The sequence below is a fragment of the Nonomuraea sp. NPDC051941 genome, assembly GCF_044593615.1.
In genome coordinates this window covers 1-19,537 of record NZ_JBIUCF010000104.1, presented here as the reverse complement: position 1 = coordinate 19,537, position 19,537 = coordinate 1, and the positions used below count along the sequence as shown (strand labels likewise).

The 19,537-nt window shown below is 65.5% G+C and carries 13 protein-coding genes and 1 pseudogene; 12 read left to right on the top strand and 2 right to left on the bottom strand.

Features of this window, described 5'->3' with window-relative positions; all coding sequences use genetic code 11:
• From ACIHFD_RS66630 to ACIHFD_RS66615, 4 genes are all read left to right on the top strand, one after another.
• Positions 1-224: hypothetical protein (locus ACIHFD_RS66630; protein WP_397375755.1), on the top strand; the 224-nt coding region annotated here is incomplete at its 5' end.
• A gap of 83 nt (positions 225-307) precedes the next feature.
• Entirely contained in the window at positions 308-844 is a 537-nt protein-coding gene (locus ACIHFD_RS66625) for a hypothetical protein (protein WP_397375754.1), read from the top strand.
• A gap of 191 nt (positions 845-1,035) precedes the next feature.
• Complete coding sequence (locus ACIHFD_RS66620; RefSeq protein ID WP_397375753.1) at positions 1,036-1,398, top strand: hypothetical protein; 363 nt, start codon at positions 1,036-1,038, stop codon at positions 1,396-1,398.
• Between the two features lie 632 nt (positions 1,399-2,030).
• Positions 2,031-3,119, top strand: a complete 1,089-nt coding sequence (locus tag ACIHFD_RS66615) for an integrase core domain-containing protein (protein ID WP_397375752.1) — start codon at positions 2,031-2,033, stop codon at positions 3,117-3,119.
• Positions 3,120-3,979: 860 nt separating this feature from the next.
• On the opposite strand, the gene ACIHFD_RS66610 is transcribed toward ACIHFD_RS66615, so the two are convergent.
• Complete coding sequence (locus tag ACIHFD_RS66610) at positions 3,980-4,564, bottom strand: dihydrofolate reductase family protein (protein WP_397375751.1); 585 nt, start codon at positions 4,562-4,564, stop codon at positions 3,980-3,982.
• A 536-nt stretch (positions 4,565-5,100) separates the two neighbouring features.
• On the opposite strand from ACIHFD_RS66610, the gene ACIHFD_RS66605 reads away from it, so the two are divergent.
• The 6 genes and pseudogenes from ACIHFD_RS66605 to ACIHFD_RS66580 all read left to right on the top strand — a co-directional run bounded on the left by ACIHFD_RS66605 (position 5,101) and on the right by ACIHFD_RS66580 (position 16,143).
• Positions 5,101-5,769 carry a hypothetical protein gene (locus ACIHFD_RS66605; RefSeq protein WP_397375750.1) on the top strand — a complete coding sequence of 223 codons (669 nt, stop codon included), beginning with the start codon at positions 5,101-5,103 and terminating at the stop codon, positions 5,767-5,769.
• A gap of 732 nt (positions 5,770-6,501) precedes the next feature.
• Positions 6,502-13,170 carry a DNRLRE domain-containing protein gene (locus ACIHFD_RS66600; protein WP_397375749.1) on the top strand — a complete coding sequence of 2,223 codons (6,669 nt, stop codon included), beginning with the start codon at positions 6,502-6,504 and terminating at the stop codon, positions 13,168-13,170.
• A 52-nt stretch (positions 13,171-13,222) separates the two neighbouring features.
• On the top strand, positions 13,223-13,843 hold the full coding sequence (locus ACIHFD_RS66595; RefSeq protein ID WP_397375748.1) for a DUF6461 domain-containing protein: 621 nt from the start codon (positions 13,223-13,225) through the stop codon (positions 13,841-13,843).
• A gap of 280 nt (positions 13,844-14,123) precedes the next feature.
• Positions 14,124-14,381, top strand: a pseudogene (locus ACIHFD_RS66590) (hypothetical protein); the annotation flags it as partial.
• Complete coding sequence (locus tag ACIHFD_RS66585) at positions 14,327-14,716, top strand: carboxymuconolactone decarboxylase family protein (RefSeq protein WP_397375757.1); 390 nt, start codon at positions 14,327-14,329, stop codon at positions 14,714-14,716. The pseudogene ACIHFD_RS66590 and the gene ACIHFD_RS66585, both read left to right, overlap by 55 nt.
• Before the next feature lie 683 nt (positions 14,717-15,399).
• A complete protein-coding gene (locus ACIHFD_RS66580; RefSeq protein WP_397375747.1) occupies positions 15,400-16,143 on the top strand; it encodes a recombinase family protein in 744 nt (247 codons plus the stop codon).
• Positions 16,144-16,594: 451 nt separating this feature from the next.
• On the opposite strand, the gene ACIHFD_RS66575 is transcribed toward ACIHFD_RS66580, so the two are convergent.
• Positions 16,595-17,188, bottom strand: a complete 594-nt coding sequence (locus ACIHFD_RS66575) for a hypothetical protein (protein WP_397375746.1) — start codon at positions 17,186-17,188, stop codon at positions 16,595-16,597.
• 542 nt (positions 17,189-17,730) lie between these two features.
• Between ACIHFD_RS66575 and ACIHFD_RS66570 the strand changes: the two genes are divergently transcribed.
• Both ACIHFD_RS66570 and ACIHFD_RS66565 read left to right on the top strand, forming a co-directional pair.
• Positions 17,731-18,426, top strand: coding sequence for a hypothetical protein (locus ACIHFD_RS66570; protein WP_397375744.1), 696 nt, complete (start codon positions 17,731-17,733; stop codon positions 18,424-18,426).
• A gap of 109 nt (positions 18,427-18,535) precedes the next feature.
• Positions 18,536-19,375, top strand: coding sequence for a transposase (locus ACIHFD_RS66565; RefSeq protein ID WP_397375756.1), 840 nt, complete (start codon positions 18,536-18,538; stop codon positions 19,373-19,375).
• The last annotated feature ends 162 nt before the right edge of the window (positions 19,376-19,537 follow it).

Below are 19,537 nucleotides of genomic sequence, written 5' to 3'. Positions count from 1 at the left end.
TCCTCGACCGCATCCTGATCCTCAACGAACGCCACCTGGTCTTCGTGCTCCGCGAGTATCTGATCCACTACAACGGGCACCGGCCGCACCAGTCCAGGCAACAACGCCCTCCGGACATCGCAACGCAGCCCTCCCACGACGTGGCCGACCTCAGCGACCAGCGGACCATCCGCCGAAAACCGGTCGTTGCAGGCATGATCAGCGAATACCACCACGCCGCTTAGCCGCACCTCAGGCCACGTAACTCAATATTCGAGCGGTACAGGTCCCAGCCGGGTTAGTGGCCATTGGGCTACTCGTCGTCCTAGTGTTCGACGCGGAGCGCGGTCGGCGGCGACGGCTTGCGACAGCGAGGACAGATCCGCGCGATGTACTTCGGGAGCGAGTCGGCCGCACCACCAAGACCTTGGCCAAAGCGGTCGATCTCGCGAACGATCTCCAGCGACAGGTCACCGACACGGAGGCCACACTCGAAAGGCTCATAAGAACCGATCCTCGGATGTATCGAGAGGAGCCTGACGAGAGAAGAAAAGCCCGCGAGGCACACCGGGAGCGCATCGCGGAGATGAACAAAGCGTTCGTGGCAGCTACGACTCTCATGGACGACTTACAACGCGAGGTCGCCGCCCAGCAGGCGGCCCTGCGAGAGCTCACTCGGCAGGCCGAGGAACAGCAACGTCTCCGTGACATTGACCCCGATCAAGCCGAACGCATCCGGCAAATCCTCGTCGGGGAGACGAAGGCTACTATCCGTGCTGAGCGGCGCCAGCAGTGGCTGTTCTTCATCCTGGGCGTGCTGGTGTCGATCCCGATTGGCGTCATGATCAACTTGCTCGTACTCTAATCAAGAGACCTGATGCGGCAAGCCGACGTTCCCGATTTTGGGGGTGTACCTCCCTCGGCGCGTGCGCGTGGTCTGGCGTCGGCCCCCGCAGATCGCGCCATCGAGCCGCGGCCCCTACGATCGCGGGGCCCCACGAGGGATGGCGCGGCGAAGATCTACCCCGGCCCCGAGTGCGATGAAACAATCTTCGCATGAGCACTCTCGCTGAACGCCTCCGCGCCGGAGCAGCCCAACGGTACCCACACGAGCAAGCCGCCGTCGAACTCCTCCTCGACTTCCACGAGCCTGGCGGCAGTTGGACTTGGGTCTCCGACGAGGATTTCACCAACTCTTGTGTCGTGGACGACGGCACCAGCGCTACGATCGATTGGGACCGCGCACGAGAGTGGTACAGCTCCCAAGATTTCTCAGTCACCGTCAAGAATCTCCGTGCTGCCCTCGACTTCGCTATCAGCCTTGGCGAGGAACGGTTCAACTTCCGGTGGATGGAAAAGCCGGAAAGTGACGTGCTCGCCACCGCCGCGGCCCGCGCTATCAACTGGAGATCCAGGTAGTAATGGGTCTGTCAGGGCCCGGCTGCCGGATCGCTGACCGGGCCCTGAGCTGCGAAGCGCGCCGTTACGCCGTCAGATTCAAAACACCCTCTGAAGCGTGGACGCCTGGCCATCCTTCAGGCGCTTGGCCACCGTGTTGGCCACTTCTGTTGACCCTGGCCAACCCTCTGGCCACTTCGGCTGGCACGCGACCAGATGCCATGTCACCTGACAGCCGGTGAGGCGTCGAGGAGGGCAAGATCGTCATCGGCGCGGGCGGCTAGCGCCGGTCAGGGAAGATCGCGTCCCAGTTGAAGGTGGCGCCGGTCGCGAGGGTCAGGTGCAGCCGCATGTATGCATCGGCGACGGTGACGCACGATTGTACGTACGCGTTGTCGAGGAGGTTCTTGCTGGCGTCGTCGAGGAGGTCGGCCGCCTTGGCCGCGGCCTGGTCGGGGTCACTGCTCCGCTCCCGTCGAGGTGGCCGCCTCCGTCGTCGCGCTCTTGGGGCGGTTGTCGCCGCCGCGGTGACGTAGCTCGACCCCTGTGGGGCTCAAGAACTCGAATCACTACCAGGGCAGAGCTCCCCTTCCGATGGGCGGAAGGGATGAGGGTGCCGAGCGGCCACCCCGGGTCGGCTGGGATCATATCTCGTGATCTTGTCCACGATGTACGCCATCACCCGGCGCCTGCTCTCTTTGCCCGCACTGCTGTTACGCCGCGACGTCTCCAAGGAGGCGGAACTGCTGGTACTCCGACACCAGAACGCGGTCCTACGCCGCCAGATCCCACGGGTGCGGTACGAACCAGCTGACCGCTTGTGGCTGGCGGCTCTCTCGCACCTGATCCCCCGCCATACCTGGGGGAAGGTCTTCCCGATCACCCCGGCCACGCTGCTGGCCTGGCACCGCGCACTCGCGGCGAAGAAGTGGGACTACAGCAAACGTCGCAGTCCCGGACGGCCACCCACCGCAGCTGCGGTCAAGGCCCTCATCCTGCGCATGGCCACGGAGAACACAGGGTGGGGCCACTGGCGCATCCACGGTGAACTGACCCGCCTCGGCCACAAGAGCTCGGCTTCTACCGTGTGGAACATCCTCCATCAGGCCGGGATTGACCCCGCTCCGCGCCGCAGCGGGCCGACGTGGAAGCAGTTCCTGACCGCCCAGGCCGAGCACATCGTCGCCGTCGACTTCCTACACGTGGACACCATCAACCTCAAGCGCCTGTACGCCCTGATCATGCTCGAACACGGCAGCCGTCGGGCCCACCTGCTCGGCGTCACCGACAACCCCGCCGGCCCGTGGACCGCCCAGGCCGCCCGTAACTTCCTCATGGACACCAACACCGGCACCGACATGAGGAAGCTGAAGTTCCTGATCCGCGACCGTGGCGGCCAGTTCACCGATGCCTTCGACGCGGTCTTCGCCGACGCCGGCCCACGGGTCATCAAGAGCCCACCGCAGGCCCCGAAAGCGAACGCGCACTGCGAAAGGCTCATCGGCACCCTACGCTGCGAACTCCTGGACAGGATGCTCATCTTCAACGAGAACCATCTACGGCGAACGCTCACCCGCTACCTGGAGCACTACAACACGGCCCGACCTCACCGCAGCATGGGGCAGTTGTCCCCAGCACAAGCTGAAACCGGACCGCCAACCCCCATCGACCTCACCAGCCACCGAGTCCGCCACAGAGCCATCCTCGGCGGCCTCATCAACGAGTACCAGATCGCCAGCTGAACCACGACAACCCGCAGGTCAGGCACCAAATCCTATTATTGAGCCCCACACGTTCCAGGCGAGGTGGGCGGATGCCTTACGGATAGTGCCACGCAGTGGCCACTTCGATGCCGAAGCAGGCGACGATCTCCGTCTCACCTAATGAGGAGACCCGAAAGCGCTGGGCTGCTTGTTTGCGCTCCCGCTAAGGAACGGGCTTCTGCATTGTGTCTCCGGCGGGCTTCGTTCTCAAAGCTGGCCGACGAGCTGTCGATTCGCGACCGATATTAATTGGACCATGTGTAACCGTTGGTAGTGACCTGACCTCCGCCAGGTACTTCGTCCACGGCATGGGCCGGGCTTGCAAAAGCGATACCGGCGGCAATAATCGCCGCAGTGGTGAGCATTTTTCGTGCTCTGAGTTTTGAAGCCACGGGACACCTCCGAACGCGAAGTCCCAGGCGATCCTGGTTTCGCCAAGGCTCGACGGAAGTGATCGTACACAAGCTATCGGATGCGGACAAGAGCCTCAATTTAGGACGTGTCCCATTACGCGGATTACTGTCGACATTACCCATATTACCAGTTGGGCGATTTTCTGGAACGCTGAGAAAGTTCATCGTGGCAGTCGCCGCGCGGTTACGGGTACACGAGCGGTCAGATCTCAGGCCTGTCCGGAGCATGTCTCAGCCGTTCTGATGCCGCACGGGGCGCAGCGTGCGTTGAGGCCTCAAGAAGATCTCGCACCGCTACGGCTTCCCCATCCCACACAGGAGCGGAACGAGCGTGCGAACGGCTTTGCATGATCGAAAAGGTCGCTTCCCGATCATTGGAAGTGGCCTTGACCTGCGATCTGCGAGATTGCCGCCATCCGTGGGCACTCAGCGGCGGACACGGTAGCGGATGTGGGTCGACTCCGGCGTGTCGACGACCCGCACGATGTCCAGCTCGACGCGGGACGGCAGGACGTCGAACAGCCGGCGTCCGCCGCCGAACAGCACCGGGATCTGGTGGATCTGCAGCTCGTCCAGCACCTCGGCCTCCAGCGCCCGCTGGGCCGTGTCCCCGCCCTGCACCAGCACGTCTCGGTCCCCCGCGGCGGCCTTCGCCTGTGCCATCGCACTCTCGATCCCATCGGTCACATAAGTCACCAGCGGATAGTTCGCGACCGACGGGCCGGGCGGCCGGTGGCTGGGGACGAAGATCGGCACACCGCGGCCGTGGTGATCGCCGCCCCAGTGATCGACCTGTTCGGCAGTCCGTCGTCCCACCACGATCGCGCCGGTCGCGTTGTATTCGTCGAAGATCTTCCCGGCTGTCCCGTCCGTCCGCTGCTTCCCGTCCGGCGTGAGGCCCCACGCATGCAGCCGCATGAAGTTGTCGCCGCCGGGGTTGCCCGGCCCGTCGTTCGGTGCCGCGATATACCCGTCGAGAGACATCGACATATAGAGCACCGATGAGGGCATGAGTCTGCTCCTTGCCTTCGACGACGCAGCTCCTGGGCCGCGCCTCCTGCTCGTGCATCCGCTTAGGTACCTTTCCTTCCTGGCGCAGGCATAGCAAGCGGTGGGGGCCGGACATTTGGCGGACATTCGTACTGCCTTGCAGGAGTGGCCAACCCGGTACCGCCCCGGGATTCCATGGTCGTCCCTGGCCATCCTGGAGCGTGTTCGGCACTCCTGCCCGCGTAGCTCGGTGGCACCGGAGCCGGAACGTAGGACCGCCAAGGCCGACTTGCCGAGCCGATGTCGACCACCCGTGCCCATGGGGGCGGCGTGTCCGGCACGTAGTCGGGATCGCTCTCGTACGACCGCTTGGTACGGGAAAACAGCCCCACCACCACGCGGGACGCCAGCCGTTCCTGCGGCCACGGGGTCTGTCCGTCGGTCAGGACCACGATGACATCCGGCCGCGGGCTTGCCCGCAGCGCCTTGGCGATGCCCGGACGCAGGTCCGTGCCGCCGCCGCCCACCAGCGTCATCCCCTCGGCCCGGCCCAGCGGTTGCCCATTGTCCGCTCCATCCGCGCCCTCATCCTGCGCCTGGTTCGAGAAAACCCCGGCTGGGGATATCGACGGGTCCACGGAGAGCTCACCACGCTCGGTATCAAGGTCGCACCCTCCACCGTCTGGGAGATCCTCAAGCAGGAAGGCCTCGATCCAGCACCCGAACGGACATCCACCACCTGGGCCGACTTCCTACGCTCCCAAGCCGACGCCTTACTGGCCTGCGACTTCATCGAAACCGTCACCCTGAACGGACAACGCCAGTACATCCTGGCCATCATCCAGCATGCCACCAGGCGCATTCACGTGCTGGGCACAACCACTCACCCGACCGCGAGTTGGGCCATCCAGGCGACGGCTCGCTATCTGATCCGAGATCGGGACGGGAAGTTCCCGCCGCTCATGGATGAGATCCTCACCGACGCAGGCATCCAGACAGTGCGCACCGGCATCCAGATACCTCGAATGAACTCGATCATGGAACGATGGGTGCAGTCCTGCCGCTGCGAACTCCTCGACCGCTACCTCGTCGTATGGAACGAACACCACCTGCGCACGCCTTGCGTGAGTACGAACACTTCTACAACCAGCACCGAGCCCATCAAGCCCTGGACCAAGCTGCTCCACTGCGCTCCGCCCCGGACTCAATCACCTATCCAGCCCTAATCGTCAACCGCAGCGTAAGCCGACGAGACCGGCTCGGCGGAGTCCTCCACGAGTACGCGCATGCCGCTTGAACTGCACGGATGGAATTTTCGGCAGGCGCAGTCATGCCCGTAGGTGCCGACCGAAGCGGGCTGGCCGCCCGCCCACCGTCCGCTCCATCCGCACCCTCATCCTGCGCTTGGTTAGGGAGAACCCCAGCTGGGGCTACCGGCGGATCCACGGGGAGCTCACCACCCTCGGCGTCAAGGTCGCGCCGTCCACGGTGTGGGAGATCCTCAAGCAGGAAGGTCTTGATCCGGCGCCCGAGGGGGCGTCCACCACGTGGGCCGACTTCCTGGGCTCCCAAGCCGATGCCATACTGGCCGCCGACTTCTTCGAGACCGTCACCCTGAACGGGCAGCGCCAGTACGTCTTGGCCGTCATCGAGCACGCCACCCAGGCGCATCCGCGTGCTCGGCACCACCGCGCACCCGAGCGCCGACTGGGTCACTCAGGCGATCAAGAACCTGGTGATGGATCTGGACGATGCGGGCTGCCGGGCGCGCTATCTGATCCGAGATCGGGATGGGAAGTTCCCCGCCCAAAAAGGATCTTTACATAAGATCACAACACATGTGATGATCACTCCGTTTTGCCACATCTGTTCGAAAGGCTCGAGTGAAACCATCACGAACAGCGTCTGGCTTATCCAGCCGGACGCGACGCCGCGCTGCCCTGATCGCAGCCCTCACCATGCCGCTCTCGCTCATCAGCGCACCCGCGCTCGCCCAGGACCCCACGCCACCCCCCACAACCCCGCCGAGCGCTCCCGCCACCCCCACCGGTAAGGCGCTGGCGCAGGCCAAGAAGGACAACCGGCGCATCGAGATCGAGTCGCTGCGCTCGGAGAACACCACCTACTACGCCAACCCCGACGGCAAGACCCTGCGGATGGAGCAGTACCTGGAGCCCATCCGGGTCAAGAACGCCGACGGCAAAGGCTTCACACCGATCGACACCACGCTCATCGAGGCGAACGGAGTCATCAAGCCCAAGGCGGCCAAGGGCGGCCTGACGCTGTCCGCAGGCGGCGACACCGAAGCGATCAGGAGCAAGAGCGGCGACCTCGCCGCCAGGATCGACGCCCCCCGCACGTTGCCCAAGCCCACGCTCAACGGCAACACCGCCACCTACCCGTCCGCGTACGGCAAGGGCATCGACCTGGTCGTCACCGCCACCCCGACCGGGTTCCGCCAGCAGATCGTCATCCGGCAACGCCCTGCCGAACCGGTGACGTTCCGCGTCCCCGTGGAACTGCCCAAGGGCATCTCCTTCGGTAAGAACGCCAAGGGGCAGCCGACGCTGAAGAACCAGGACGGCAAGCACAGCCTCGACATCCGCCCCGCGGCACTGCTGGACGCGAAGGCCGCCGACGCGAACGCCGACCTCGGCACCGTCAGGGTCGGCAGGGCCCAGGTGAGCCTGGACGACTCGGCGCTGGTGTACAGCCCCGACGCGGCCTTCCTCGCCGACCCGGCGACCACGTTCCCGGTGACCATGGCCGCCGTCGACGACGACTGGTACGAGTGCACGCTCGGTGGCGATCCCTGTCCCCCCGGCGATCCGATGGACACGTACATCAATGACGTGGACCTCACCGACAGCTGGGACATGCACTACCGCGACCAGATGTGGGTCGGCAAGTCCTACGCCAGCGGCATCGCCAAGCGCTGGCGCGCCTACATTCAGTTCCCGCTGCCGAACGCGACCGACCCGTTCTGGGGCTCGAACATCCAGAACGCCGACCTGGAGTTGTGGAACTACCTGTCCAACGACTGCGGCGAGTTCGTCGGCTCCGGAATCACCGCCCGGCGGGTCACCTCCGACTGGGACCATCTGACCCTGCAGTGGGGCAACCAGCCGTCGGTCACCGACGTGGGCGCGGACACCGAGTACGGGGCGTACAGCCCCGACTGCGCCGGCTCGATGAACTACGAGCACGATCTCATCCACTCGGTCGACACCATCGTCCAGGACTGGGCGGACGGGGAAACGAACTACGGGTTCCAACTCCGCGCCGGTGACGAATCGGAGTTGCGGAACTGGCGCCGCTACCGCAGCCGCGAGCAGACCAGCGGCTATCCCGCCCACGGCCCCAGGCTCACGGTCGACTTCGAGCCGCCGGCACCACCAGAGGTCGAAACGATCCACTACACGTATCGGGGCCCGTTGAGGCCAACGCCGCCCACCTACGAAGAAGCCCGCGCCATGGAGGTGAAGACGGAGACGTCGCCCCAGCTGCCCGGCGTGTCCGAGGCGCAGTTGGCAGAGCTGGAGCGGGAGCCGGAACAGGCGTACAACATCACCTCCGGTCTTCTCCAGCCACTGCCGAACGAGGCAGGGGAGGCCGATTACTCCGACCCTGACATGACGCTGGAGGATATGCCGGAAGACGTCACTCCGCCTGCGGTCGTCGCTAACGCACCCGCTCAGGGCGAACAGGATGTCTCTGTGGACGCCAAGGTCACAGTAACGTTCAGCGAGCCGGTATGGGAGGCAGCCCTGTCGGTGAATGACCCGGCTGGTTCGCCGATCGCAACGACGGTTGCCATGGACGCGCCGAAGCGGATCGCGACGTTCACACCTGCCCAGAAACTGCTGCCCGGTGTCCTTTACACCGCTACCGTGTCGAAGGCCATGGACGCCTACGGCAATCGGATGTCGCCGCGCACCTGGTCGTTTGTGACGAAGTCGGAGCCCGCCGCCCGGTGGACCTTCGATGAGAACTCAGGCCGTGTCGCGAACGACTCTTCAGCCCACGGCCATCACGCCGCTGTGAACGGCACGGCAGCGTGGACCGCTGGACGAAGCGGAAGCGCCCTCTCGAACACCTCATCGCAGGCGCGTGCCTCCGCCTCGGTGGAGGCCTCTCGTTCGGGGCAAGAGATCGTCGTCACGAGTGAGACGAGCGCGACCAGCATCACGTATGCCCAGCCGGACGGCAGAACGCTCCGCACGGAGCTCTCCACGAGGCCGGTGCGTGCCTTGCGCGATGGTGCATGGGTGCCGATCGACACCACCCTGGTAGAGCAGGGCGGCAAGCTACGGCCCAAGACCCTCGCCGAGGGCGCTGTTGTGGAGATCTCCGCCGGTGGTACAGATCCGTTCGTGAAGATGTCCGCCGATGGGAAGTCCCACGCGTTGCGGTGGCCGACGCCGTTGCCCAAGCCGACGGTCAAGGGCAGTGTCGCCACCTACACCGACGCCGCGGGTGTCGGTGCCGACCTGGTGGTGACGGCGTTGCCGACCGGGTTCCGGCACGAGGTGGTGCTGCGCCAGCGGCCCGCCAAGCAGGTGGAGCTGCGGATCGGCGTCGAAGACGAGGGCCTGACCCTGACCGAGGGCAAGGGCGGTCGGCTGCTGCTGAAGGGCAAGGACACGAAGCTGGTCGCCGCGGGAACGCGGCCGGTCGTGTCGGACGGTGGCGGCGGTAAAGGCCGTCCTGCGTCGGTCAAGCGCGGTGAGGCCGACGGCGACGTGGCCACCAAGGACGGCCGTACGGAGCTGGTGGTCAGGCCGGACCAGGCGTTCCTGGCCGACGCCGCCACCATGTACCCGGTACGGGTGGCGGCGGCGGTCACGCTGCCGGTGAACGCCGATGTGGAGGTGACCTCCGACAACGACGCCGACTTCCCGGGTGACCCGACGGCGGCGTACATGATGGCCGGCACCAGGACCGGCGGGTTCAAGCACCGGGTGCATCTGAAGTTCGACACCCCGAACCTGACCGGCTCCACCGTCACCGACGCCAAGCTGTCGATGAACACCATCGACGCCCAGAACTGCGGCGCCGCGCTCGCCAACGGTATCCAGGTCGCCCGCCTCACCGGCGCCTGGGACCCCGGCAACGTGCACTGGGCCAACAAGCCCGCCTTCACCACCGAGGACGCCTCGACCAACTTCAAGGGCGTCAACCAGGACTGCGCCACCTGGCCGGACAGCATGGAATGGAACGTCACCGGCATCGCCCAGGACTGGGCCGCCGGTGCCGCCGACCACGGCCTGGTGCTCAAGTCCCCCGGCGAAGCCAACATCAACAACTACCGGGCCTTCACCTCGGCGGAGAACACCGACGAGTTCGGCAGCCCGCCGAAACTGACCCTCACCACCAGCGGCCCGGCGTCCGCGCCGACCGTTTCCGCCCCGGCGATCAGCCCGGCGCAGACCGTGAACGGCGCGACGGTGACGACCTCGCTCACCCCGCAACTCGCCGCGACCGTCGCCGACGCCGCCGGCGGCAGCCTCACGGGCGAGTTCGAGGTCGAGCACGACCCGACCGCGACCGGGCAGGGCAGCGGCCAGATCTGGACCGGCGCCTCGCAGGCGGTCACCTCCGGCGGACAGGCCACCGTCGGCGTCCCCGCCGGGAAGCTGGCCGACGGGTGGAAGGTGCGCTGGCGGGCCCGCGCGGCCAACACCGCCGCATCGACCACGTCGGCGTGGTCGGACTGGCAGAAGGCCACCGTGGACGTGCCGAACCCCACAGTCGGTGCTTTCCAGGTCACCCCCTCCCAGGTGGTGGACGGTGTCACCGTGGCCACCAGCCTGACCCCGGCCCTGCACGCCACGATCACCGACCCGGCCGCCCAGCCGCTGCGGGCCGAATTCGAGGTCGAGCACGACCCGACCGCGACCGGGCAGGGCAGCGGCCAGATCTGGACCGGCGGCATCGATGGCGTCGCCTCCGGCACCCAGGCGTCGGCCACCGTCCCCGACGGGAAGCTGACCGACGGGTGGAAGGTGCGCTGGCGCGTGCGTGCGGCCAACACCAGCACCACGGTCGGCTCGCCGTGGTCGGACTGGCAGGCCATGACCGTGGACGTGCCGGACCCGGTCTCCGAACCGGCCGTCGGCGCGCTGCAAGTCACCCCGTCCGAGCAGGTGGACGGCACCACCGTCACACCTACCCGCACCCCGTCGCTGCTCGCCCAGGTGATCGACCCCGCCGGCAAGCCGCTGCGGGCCGAGGCCGAGATCGAGCACGACCCGGCCGCGACCGGTCAGAGCACCGGCCAGATCTGGACCGGCGGCGCCGACAACATCCCGGCTGGCACGCAGGCGACCATCACGGTCCCGGCGGACAAGCTGACCGACGGGTGGAAGGTGCGCTGGCGCGCCCGCGCCGTCTCCGCCACCGCCATCTCTGCCTGGTCGGACTGGCAGTCCTTCACCGTCAGCCTGCCCAAGCCCACCGCCACCGGCCTGACCATCACCCCGTCGAAGGTGGTGGACGGCGTCACGGTCACCGACACGCTCACCCCCGCGCTCCAGGCCACCCTCACCCACCCCACCGGCCAGGCACTACGGGCCGAAGCCGAGATCGAGCACGACCCGTCCGCGACCGGGCAGGGCACCGGCCAGATCTGGGCCGCCGGAGTCGATGGCGTCGCCTCCGGCGCCCAAGCATCGCTGACCGTCCCCGGCGGCAAGCTGGCCGATGGGTGGAAGGTGCGCTGGCGGCTGCGCGCGGTCACCGGCGACGCCTCCTCGGCCTGGTCGGACTGGCAGCAGGTGATCGTGGACGTCGTCCAGCCGGGTGAGGAGCCGTTGGCGCAGACCGCCGGACCGGTGATCCGTACCGACCAGAGCTTCACCGCCGCCGCCTGGGTGCGCTGGAGCGACAAGGACGGCGACTACACGATCATCGAGCAGAAGGGCGCCCAGCAGGCGCCGTTCAAGCTCGGCAACAGTGCTGAGCATGGACTCGAATTCACCTTCACCAGCGCCGATGTCGCGGGCGCGACCGTCGAAGGCGTGCTGTCCGGTGTCGAGGCGCCGGTCGGCCAATGGTTCCATATCGCGGGCGTGTATGACGCGACCACGAAGACGGTGACGCTGTACCTGAACGGTGCAGTCGTCAACTCCGCCGTGCTCTCCTCTTCCACATGGAACGCCGATGCCCCCATGACGCTCGGCAGCAGGATGCGCGGTGATCTCGACGATACCCAGATACATCAGGCGGTGCTGTCTCCTGTCCAGATCCGCACGCTGGCAGGGCTCGCGAACGGCGAGGCGCAGGCTGCACGGAGCGCGCCCGCCGTCGCCAACAGTCCGATGACCGCGTTGGACAACCCCGATCCCTTTCCATACTTCGACTACGACCACTACACGGTCGATAGCTGCCGGAAGGAGTCGGAAAAGGAGTCCGACAAGGACGACGACAGCATCTGGACGGCGGTTCGCCCGTACAGTGGTTGCATCGTTGCCTGGCATGGCGTCAGCCAGTGGGAGCCCGACTGGGACGGCCCGAGCGGCAAGAAGAAGCGGGTCGGCACCTACTCCGACGGTAAGTCGATCCAGATCTCCGAGGTGCAGAGCGACATTACGTTCCGCAGCACCATGGTGGTGAACACCTATCTGGGCAATGCGAACGGAACCGGTGTGGTGCCGAGCAAGGACGGTGTCACGGCGCAGCAGCCTCGCTATATCTCGATGTGGATGGCCATCGATAAAATCGATTATGATGGAATCTTCACTCCTAACGGCCTGCACAGGATGACGCTGGAGGTCACACCGACCGCGGGCGAGCCCAGTTCGACGTGTCTGACCAAGTTCGGTCAGAATAAAACGGCGCTCCTCAAAGAATGGGACGACGTCGGATCGCTGTTCTACTCGTTCGAGTCCTATCCCACGCAGGATTTCGGGCGCGGACAGGCTTGCAGCATCCGCCCCTGGGTCACCCTGCCGACCGTGTTCCAAGACGGCAGCGGGACCGCCACGCACGTCCCACTGTGGGATCGCAAGGTCACCGCTGGAACTGGCAGCATTCTCAAGAGGGACAACGCGCTCACGGTCAGGTGCGACAGCAAGAAGTTCGGGCCCGGGGCACCCCTGCCGAACACGCCGCCGGAGAAGGTGGTCAACTACAAGGGAGCATGCATCTTCCCCAAGGCCGCACGGGTCTACACCATGAGCATGAGTCATGTGCGAATGGGTGAGGTGGCCAAGCACGTGAACATGGCCTTCACCACGCCAGATCTCACCATACCCACGAGAACGAATCCGTCCAAGGTGTTCCCGGGCAACTGGAATGCGCAACCCGGTAGCCCGCAACGCGTGCGTCTGGAGCGGCTTTACAAGGGGGCGAAGGCGCCTGATGGCAGGACGTGGTATTCGAAGAACGTCGCCGAGAAGGACCGCATCTGCGAACAGGACTTCCCGAATGCAGCAGCGCAGGGCAAAGAATGTGATGAGTTCCCGTTCGCGGTGACATATGAAGGCGCAGGGAAGGGAGACGGAAACTACTCCATTCTTGCCCTCGACAGCAGCCACAACTCTAGTGAAGGCTGGCATCGCGCCGTCTTCTTCGCTCGATACAGGGTAGGCGGTGGAAACCCCTTCTGGGTTTCCGTCCAGCCGTAGCAAACATGCCGCCCGGCGCAACGCCGGGCGGCTCTTCCCAGGAATGGATTCAATGGCCGATCGTGAGCATCTCTACGAACTGCTGTGCTCCTATGATGAAGCGGAGGACCCCCTCCCCGCCTTCTACGCCGTCTGGTGCCAGGGCCCTGAGGAAAAGGAAGTCGCACGCCGCCTGGGCGCCGATCTGGGCTCGGCTACTGCAGCCAGGTTCGCCGACTGCGCCGGTATTGCCATGAATGTCTATGGCGATCGAGCCTTCCTCGCCGGGAGGGCGGGCACGTGGATCGCCGTCATTGGAGACCGCGTGTGCGCGAGCGACGCGGCTCTTCGAGTGATCTCCAGCGGTGGAGCCAAGGCCATCAGCATGGGGTGGGGAACGAGCGGTCCAGGTGTCCTCACCTATGCGAGCGATGGGGAGATCATCACCCAGTTCAAGATCACGAATCCCCGGGTGCGCTCCGGCGCGGATCCAGGTGCGCTGGATTCGTACATGACGGGGCTGCGTTTCGCACTCAATGATGATCAAGAAGGAGCGCTGGGTCCCGTTGAGGTGGCCGAGAGCATCACTTCGTCATTGGTCCTCATCGGACGGGTCACTGGGGTGGAAATCAGCAGGAGATGGTTAAACGCCAGCCATACCCTCTATGTGATTCCGGAAGGTGACGCGGGGTGATCAAGGTCGGTCGCCTTGAGCGGGGTAGGTTAGCTCGCCATGCTGTGTCGCGGTCGTGGACGCATCGACCTGACTAAGAGCCTGCTGCCAAAGGCTTAACCAGCGCGTGGGTAGGGGCCTGTAGAGGGCTGGTCCATCTTGTTGATGTAGCCTGTCCGTGGCCGTGTAAAAGTGGCTCTGGCACAAAGTGTGTGCCGCGATCACGGAGGGTAGCGAAGCCTCTCGCCCCGCCTTAATGGCGATCACGTAACGGTCTGCGCATAGGTGCGGCCGCTCCGTGATGATCGGGTTCGACCAAGAACTTGATCGCCAACAGAGCAGTCGCGGAGTTCATTGTGCAGCATGCCGGGCACCGACGGGCGAAGCCTACCTGCAGGCCTTCCTTCCCCACCTGACCGGGCTGGTCGTCGAGAAGCTGGTTGATCGCGGGGGTTATGTGCTGGTCAAAGCGCGGACCAGCGGCATGTCCGTCGACTGCCCGGGATGCGGGCGGCCCTCGGCCCGGCTACACGGGCACTACCGGCGGTTACTGCAGGACCTGCCCGCCGGTGGCCGCCAGGTCCTGGTCGATCTCACCGTACGGCGTCTGAAATGCGGGAATCTGGCGTGCCAGGTCCGTACGTTCGCCGAGCCGATCAGCAGCTTGGCCGCCCGGCACGCGAGCGATGGGCCCGCCCCTACCTCAGCGTCCGCGAACGAGCGCTCGCATGCCTGGTCGTTGATGTCTTCTACCAGACGCTCGGGGAGTCCTTCCAGCTCCACGCCCAGCTCGCCAGGGCCGCCGGAGCCAGCGAGGAGACCCTTCACGATCTTCTCTGCGGCGTAGCCGAATTCGGGCTCGCCCGCGCCTGGTCGGCCGCCCGACTCCTATGAGGGAGTTATGTGAGGTATTGCCCTCGCATCAAGACGGTGGCAGGGCACTTGATCCATCCCGAGGGCTGCTGGAACGAGCGGGCATGGTGATGGCCCGGCGCGGCCGGCCGGGGTCCTCCAGTGCAGGGCCGTCGTGACGCGGGCGGGGGTTCAGGTGAATGGTTGGGGTAGCGCGGTCAGCCGGGCGACCGCTCTCCTCCCCGGCTCATCGGCCTGGTTCGCGCTTGTCGCGTAGCGGTCACGACGGGGTCGGCCTACTTGTAGCCGCTGGCAGCTGAGAACGCTCGCTCATGCCGGCTGCTTGTGCCCGTCAAATAGGCGTGCCAGTACAGGAGTTTCGGCACCGAATGGGCCCCGGTGCTTCATAGGTGGCTTATGAAACAAGCCGGAACGCCCCCGGAATCACAATCCGTGAGCGTGATTACGGAGGAGCTACTTTGGAGTTGGTCGCACGGACCCGAGTGAAGGGCCGGCCCGGCTGTCCTACCGGCGCGCCGCCGAACTCTTTGAGCAAGCCACCGCCGAGCTTGCAGGCGGCCCGTGGACTCTTCACCAGCTCCGCCACAGCGCGCTCACTCACGCCGCCGAGGACGGCGCCAACACTTCCAGACAGCTTCCTCGGCGACCCCCCGGACCCGAGCCGCCTCAGACGACACGCCCATGCGCTGGCGAACGAACGCCCGATGGCGGCTGGCCGTCATCGGCGCGGCCTGCCGCAGCTTCACCTCATCGGCCAGCCCGAGCGCCCCGCGCACATGCCCGGCCACAGCCACTGGCACCTCAGTGATCTTCGGGAAGTATCCCAGCCGCTGCTGCGGGCTGGAGTCGACCGGGACAACATCCATCTCGACAAGGCGAGCGGGGCGAAGGCGTCCCGCCCGGAGTTCGATCTGGTGCTGCAGCTGCTTCGCGAGGGCGACACGTTGAAGGTCACTCGCCTGGATCGGCTGTCCCGCTCGGTGCTGCATCTGGTGACGCTCAGCGCGGAGTTGCGCGAGCGGAAGATCGGGCTGCACGTGATCGAGCAGGGCATCGACACCTCGACGGTGGAGGGCCGGGCGATGTTCGGGATGCTGTCGGTGTTGGCGGAGCTGCAGCGCGAGCTGATCGTGGCGAACACGATGGACGGTCTGGCGTCGGCCCGCTCGCGTGGCCGGGTCGGCGGGCGCCGGCCGAAGCTCAGTGAGGACCAGGCGGCGCTGGCACAGCAGCTGTACGACGCGCGGGACAAGACCGTCCAGCAGATCGCCGACCTGTTCGGGGTTCCGCGCTCGACGGTGTACGGGCACCTGAAGGGCGACACCGTGCCCCCGCCAGCCAAAGAAGACCCTGGACAGGGCGTAGTCGGGGCGCGGGGTCGGTGTTCTGAACCTGGCGCGCGTTTGGTCCCTGGCGTTGTGTTCGACATGCCTCCAGAGTGCCCCTGAACCAGGCTGAGCAGGACGCAAAGTGACGAACGCGTGACCTGTCATCTTCCCCGCGAATCGGTCGTTTGCGGGACGGCCGTGAAGGCCTTCGCCTTGATCGCGTTTCCGCAGGAGCAATCGTCCCGAAACTCGTTGTCGGTTTTCGAAGTCGCGTGCACGGGTGTCCTGGGCTTTCGGGGATCTGTGCAGAGGACTGTGAAGCACCGGCTTGTCCGTAGTCCTCTGCGCTACGGTGCAGTTGTTCCGTACTCGCGTGCGCGACGGTGAGGTCCCGTCATCCAGAGCGGCAACCTCGACGACCTCGGTACGGACGTGGCCGGCCGGAGGACCTGGCGAAGCTGCCGGGCCTGGGCGCGGCGTCGGTGAAGACGATCGAGCGCAAGGCGACGGAGGCCGGGTGGCTGTTCATGTAGCCGCTGCTCGGCGGCGCGTCAGGAGCCCCGGTTGGACGTCAGTCCGCCGGGGCTTTCTCGTCGAAGGGTAGATCGATCGGCACCGCCCACCATTCCCAGTGCCCATCTCCGCTCAACTGCTCGTCGGCGTCGAGCACGTAGTAACTGCCGAGCCCTGGACCGCCGCATTTGCAGGTCCAGGGCGAGGGCCCAGTGTGGTCGTCGTCGAGGTCAGGGCACCAGAACTTAACGGCTACTACGAACTGAACGGACGGCTTCAATGGCCACACGTCAATCGGGAAGCAATAGGGCACGTGCGCTGAGACGTGCCACTGAGGCTGGAACCGAAACTTGCCGCCTGGCTGTCCTTCGTCGCACAGGCCGATGCGAATGAGGTAGTCCCGAGGTAAGGCCGGTAGACGGCCGTAAAGGGTCGTGCCGAAAACCTCCGTTTCGATCTTGCTGGGGCGCGGCGGCTCCAATTCTTCGTGTCGACGCTCGCGCTCCTCATCTCGTCGTTCCTGTTCGACGCTCGCGACAGCTTCGGCGTGGATGGCGGCCTTCTTCGCTGCGCGGGCTGACACTGCCGCGAAGTAGAGCGCCACGGTGGCCACCACGGCGGCCGCAATGGCAGCCCAAGTCTCGGCATCCACCCTCCCCACGGTAGGTCGGCCTTGCCTGGTTGGACACTAGTCCGCCAGAGCTTCACCATGCCGGGCCGTGATCATCGGCCTCGGCGCGCGTGCCTGCTCTCGCCACCTGATGCCCGAAACGGGCAAGGGCGTCGCCGAGTTGTCCACGCCCGGGGCCGTCACGCTCGGGCGGCTGCCGTGGCGTTGACGATCCCGTTCGCGATCAACCCCGGGGTCGAGGAACGCGGGGACAGCCATTAGATCCAGATCCGCCCTTCGGGCGTGCTCGCGTGGATGAGAATCGGGGGGTGTGCTGCCCGCCGACGTCGGTCCGCTATGGCTCGTGGAGACCGTCCATTAGATTGACGCTGGAGCCCTCACCCTCGGGTGTCCCCCGGTTGCGTCGTGAACGCGAGTGTCAGCTTCTTAGAGCGTCCGCCAGTAGGTGATCGGATGCGTGGGCGCGTATGTCCCCGGGAACGAGTGTCAGTGGGACCGCCTACTCTCCGGACTGAGTGGTGATCAAGTGTGACCACCACTCCCGGCTGAAGGGGCGCCCCATCATGACCAGTATTTTCACCGTGTCCGTAGACTCGGTCCAAGGCTCTACCCTCCGTGGGAGGGTGCACGTTATCAACCCCGACGTCCCATCTGTGCCACAGGAGACTGTCTTCCCCCTGTCTCTCCTGGTGGACGCCTGGTGGCACCTGGATAACGGATATCTGCGCAACGAAGACGATGAGGAGCACGGCGGAGAGCGATACCCCTTCACCGACGAGCAGGGCAAGGCCATCACGGCAGGCATGCGTCTGAAAGACGAGTTTCGCAAGCTCCACGAACTCATCCTCGGTAAGGAGATAAGGGTTACCGCAGATGGGTACCTACTCGCGGACGATGGCCAGACCATCCTCGAACCCAGGCGCAAAGCTGAAGACGTATACAAGCTGAGCGGGGGGAGCCGCCCCGGTTACTCCGTGTTTACTTCCGGAAACGCCGAGGAGTTCTCACAACGCGCCGCCGACATCGTGACTTCCTACGACATCAGCCCCTACCGGAACGCCCCACACCTGAGCGAGGCCGCAGCGCTGGAAGATCCGGAAGAGCTGGACGTATGGGATGGGCTGGAGTTGGAGGAGGATTACTCCTTCGCTGAGATCCCTTACGCAGAGATTGTGGTGACCGTCAGCGACGCGGGCTACCTGGAACACATGGTCGCCGGCATGCGCTGGGACACGACCATGACGGGGCATGTGTGCTGAGAACTCGTAACACGATCGTTCAGAGTGTCTGTCAGTAGGTGGCTGTAGTGCTTGCAGGCACGGATCCTCGATCATGGAGTTGTCCACGCTTCGTGATCATTGGGAATCCGTGCCTGCCGTTCCGTCATCCATTCTCGGCCCCGTCCGGGACCAGTTCCTCGCTCTGCTGCCCGTGCGGGAAGACCGGCATCCGCTGGGCTGCCACAACCCGCGGATCGCGGATGCGGTGGTCTTCGACCGGCTGGTGCAGGTGCTGGTCTTCGGCTGTGGCTACGAGCGTGTCGCGGACGAGCACTGCTCGGCCACGACACTGCGCCGCCGGCGGGATGAGTGGATCGCACTAGGAGTGATGGAGCATCTCCGGCTGCTGGTCCTGACCGCCTACGACCGCATGATCGGCCTCGAACTGGACCGTTTGGTCGCTGACGGCTGTATCGTCAAAGCACCCTCTGGTGGCGAAAGCCCGGTCGACCGGGCCAAACAGGGTATGAAACGCTCGCAGTTGACCGAGGCGCAAGGCATACCGCTGGTCACCGAGCCGGCGCCCGCGAACGTGCGCGATCACACCCTGCTGCCGTCCACCCTCGAGCGCTACGCCAGCCTGGAGAAAGACCTCGGTCCGCTGCCGAAGCGCCCTCGATTGAGCCTGGATGCGGGTTATGACTACCGTGTTGTCCACGACGGCTTGGCCGACAGGGACATCGACGCACGCATCGTCCCACGTGGGGCGAAGGTCCTGATCCAGACCGACGGTCGGTGGGTGATCGAGCGCACGAATTCCTGGATGAACAACTTCGGCAGGTTGCGTCGCTCCACGGAAAGACGCAGAGCCATCATCGACTTCTTCCTCGCCATGGCCTCCGTGATCATCACTGTGCGCTGCCTGATCCGACGGGCCTGGACCCACTACCGATGGGACACACGACCCCGCACACCACGCATTCGATGACCTACTGGCGGAGGGTCTTAGATCACTTTCGGGGCTCCGCGGGTGGCATGCGTGTCCTAATCAACAGGTCCTGAGGAAGGGCGGGACGGCATGCAGGTTCTCTACCAGCGGTGCGCGGCGATCGATGTCGGCAAGGACGAGATCGCCATCGCGGTCAGGGCT

Bases quoted from the DNA above. Each gene is read 5' to 3' on its own strand.
- ACIHFD_RS66610 (WP_397375751.1), bottom strand. From the start codon at position 4,564: ATGCCCTCATCGGTGCTCTATATGTCGATGTCTCTCGACGGGTATATC.
- ACIHFD_RS66600 (WP_397375749.1), top strand. From the start codon at position 6,502: ATGCCGCTCTCGCTCATCAGCGCACCCGCGCTCGCCCAGGACCCCACG.
- ACIHFD_RS66580 (WP_397375747.1), top strand. From the start codon at position 15,400: ATGGCGGCTGGCCGTCATCGGCGCGGCCTGCCGCAGCTTCACCTCATC.
- ACIHFD_RS66595 (WP_397375748.1), top strand. From the start codon at position 13,223: ATGGCCGATCGTGAGCATCTCTACGAACTGCTGTGCTCCTATGATGAA.
- ACIHFD_RS66570 (WP_397375744.1), top strand. From the start codon at position 17,731: ATGACCAGTATTTTCACCGTGTCCGTAGACTCGGTCCAAGGCTCTACC.
- ACIHFD_RS66620 (WP_397375753.1), top strand. From the start codon at position 1,036: ATGAGCACTCTCGCTGAACGCCTCCGCGCCGGAGCAGCCCAACGGTAC.
- ACIHFD_RS66585 (WP_397375757.1), top strand. From the start codon at position 14,327: ATGCGGGCGGCCCTCGGCCCGGCTACACGGGCACTACCGGCGGTTACT.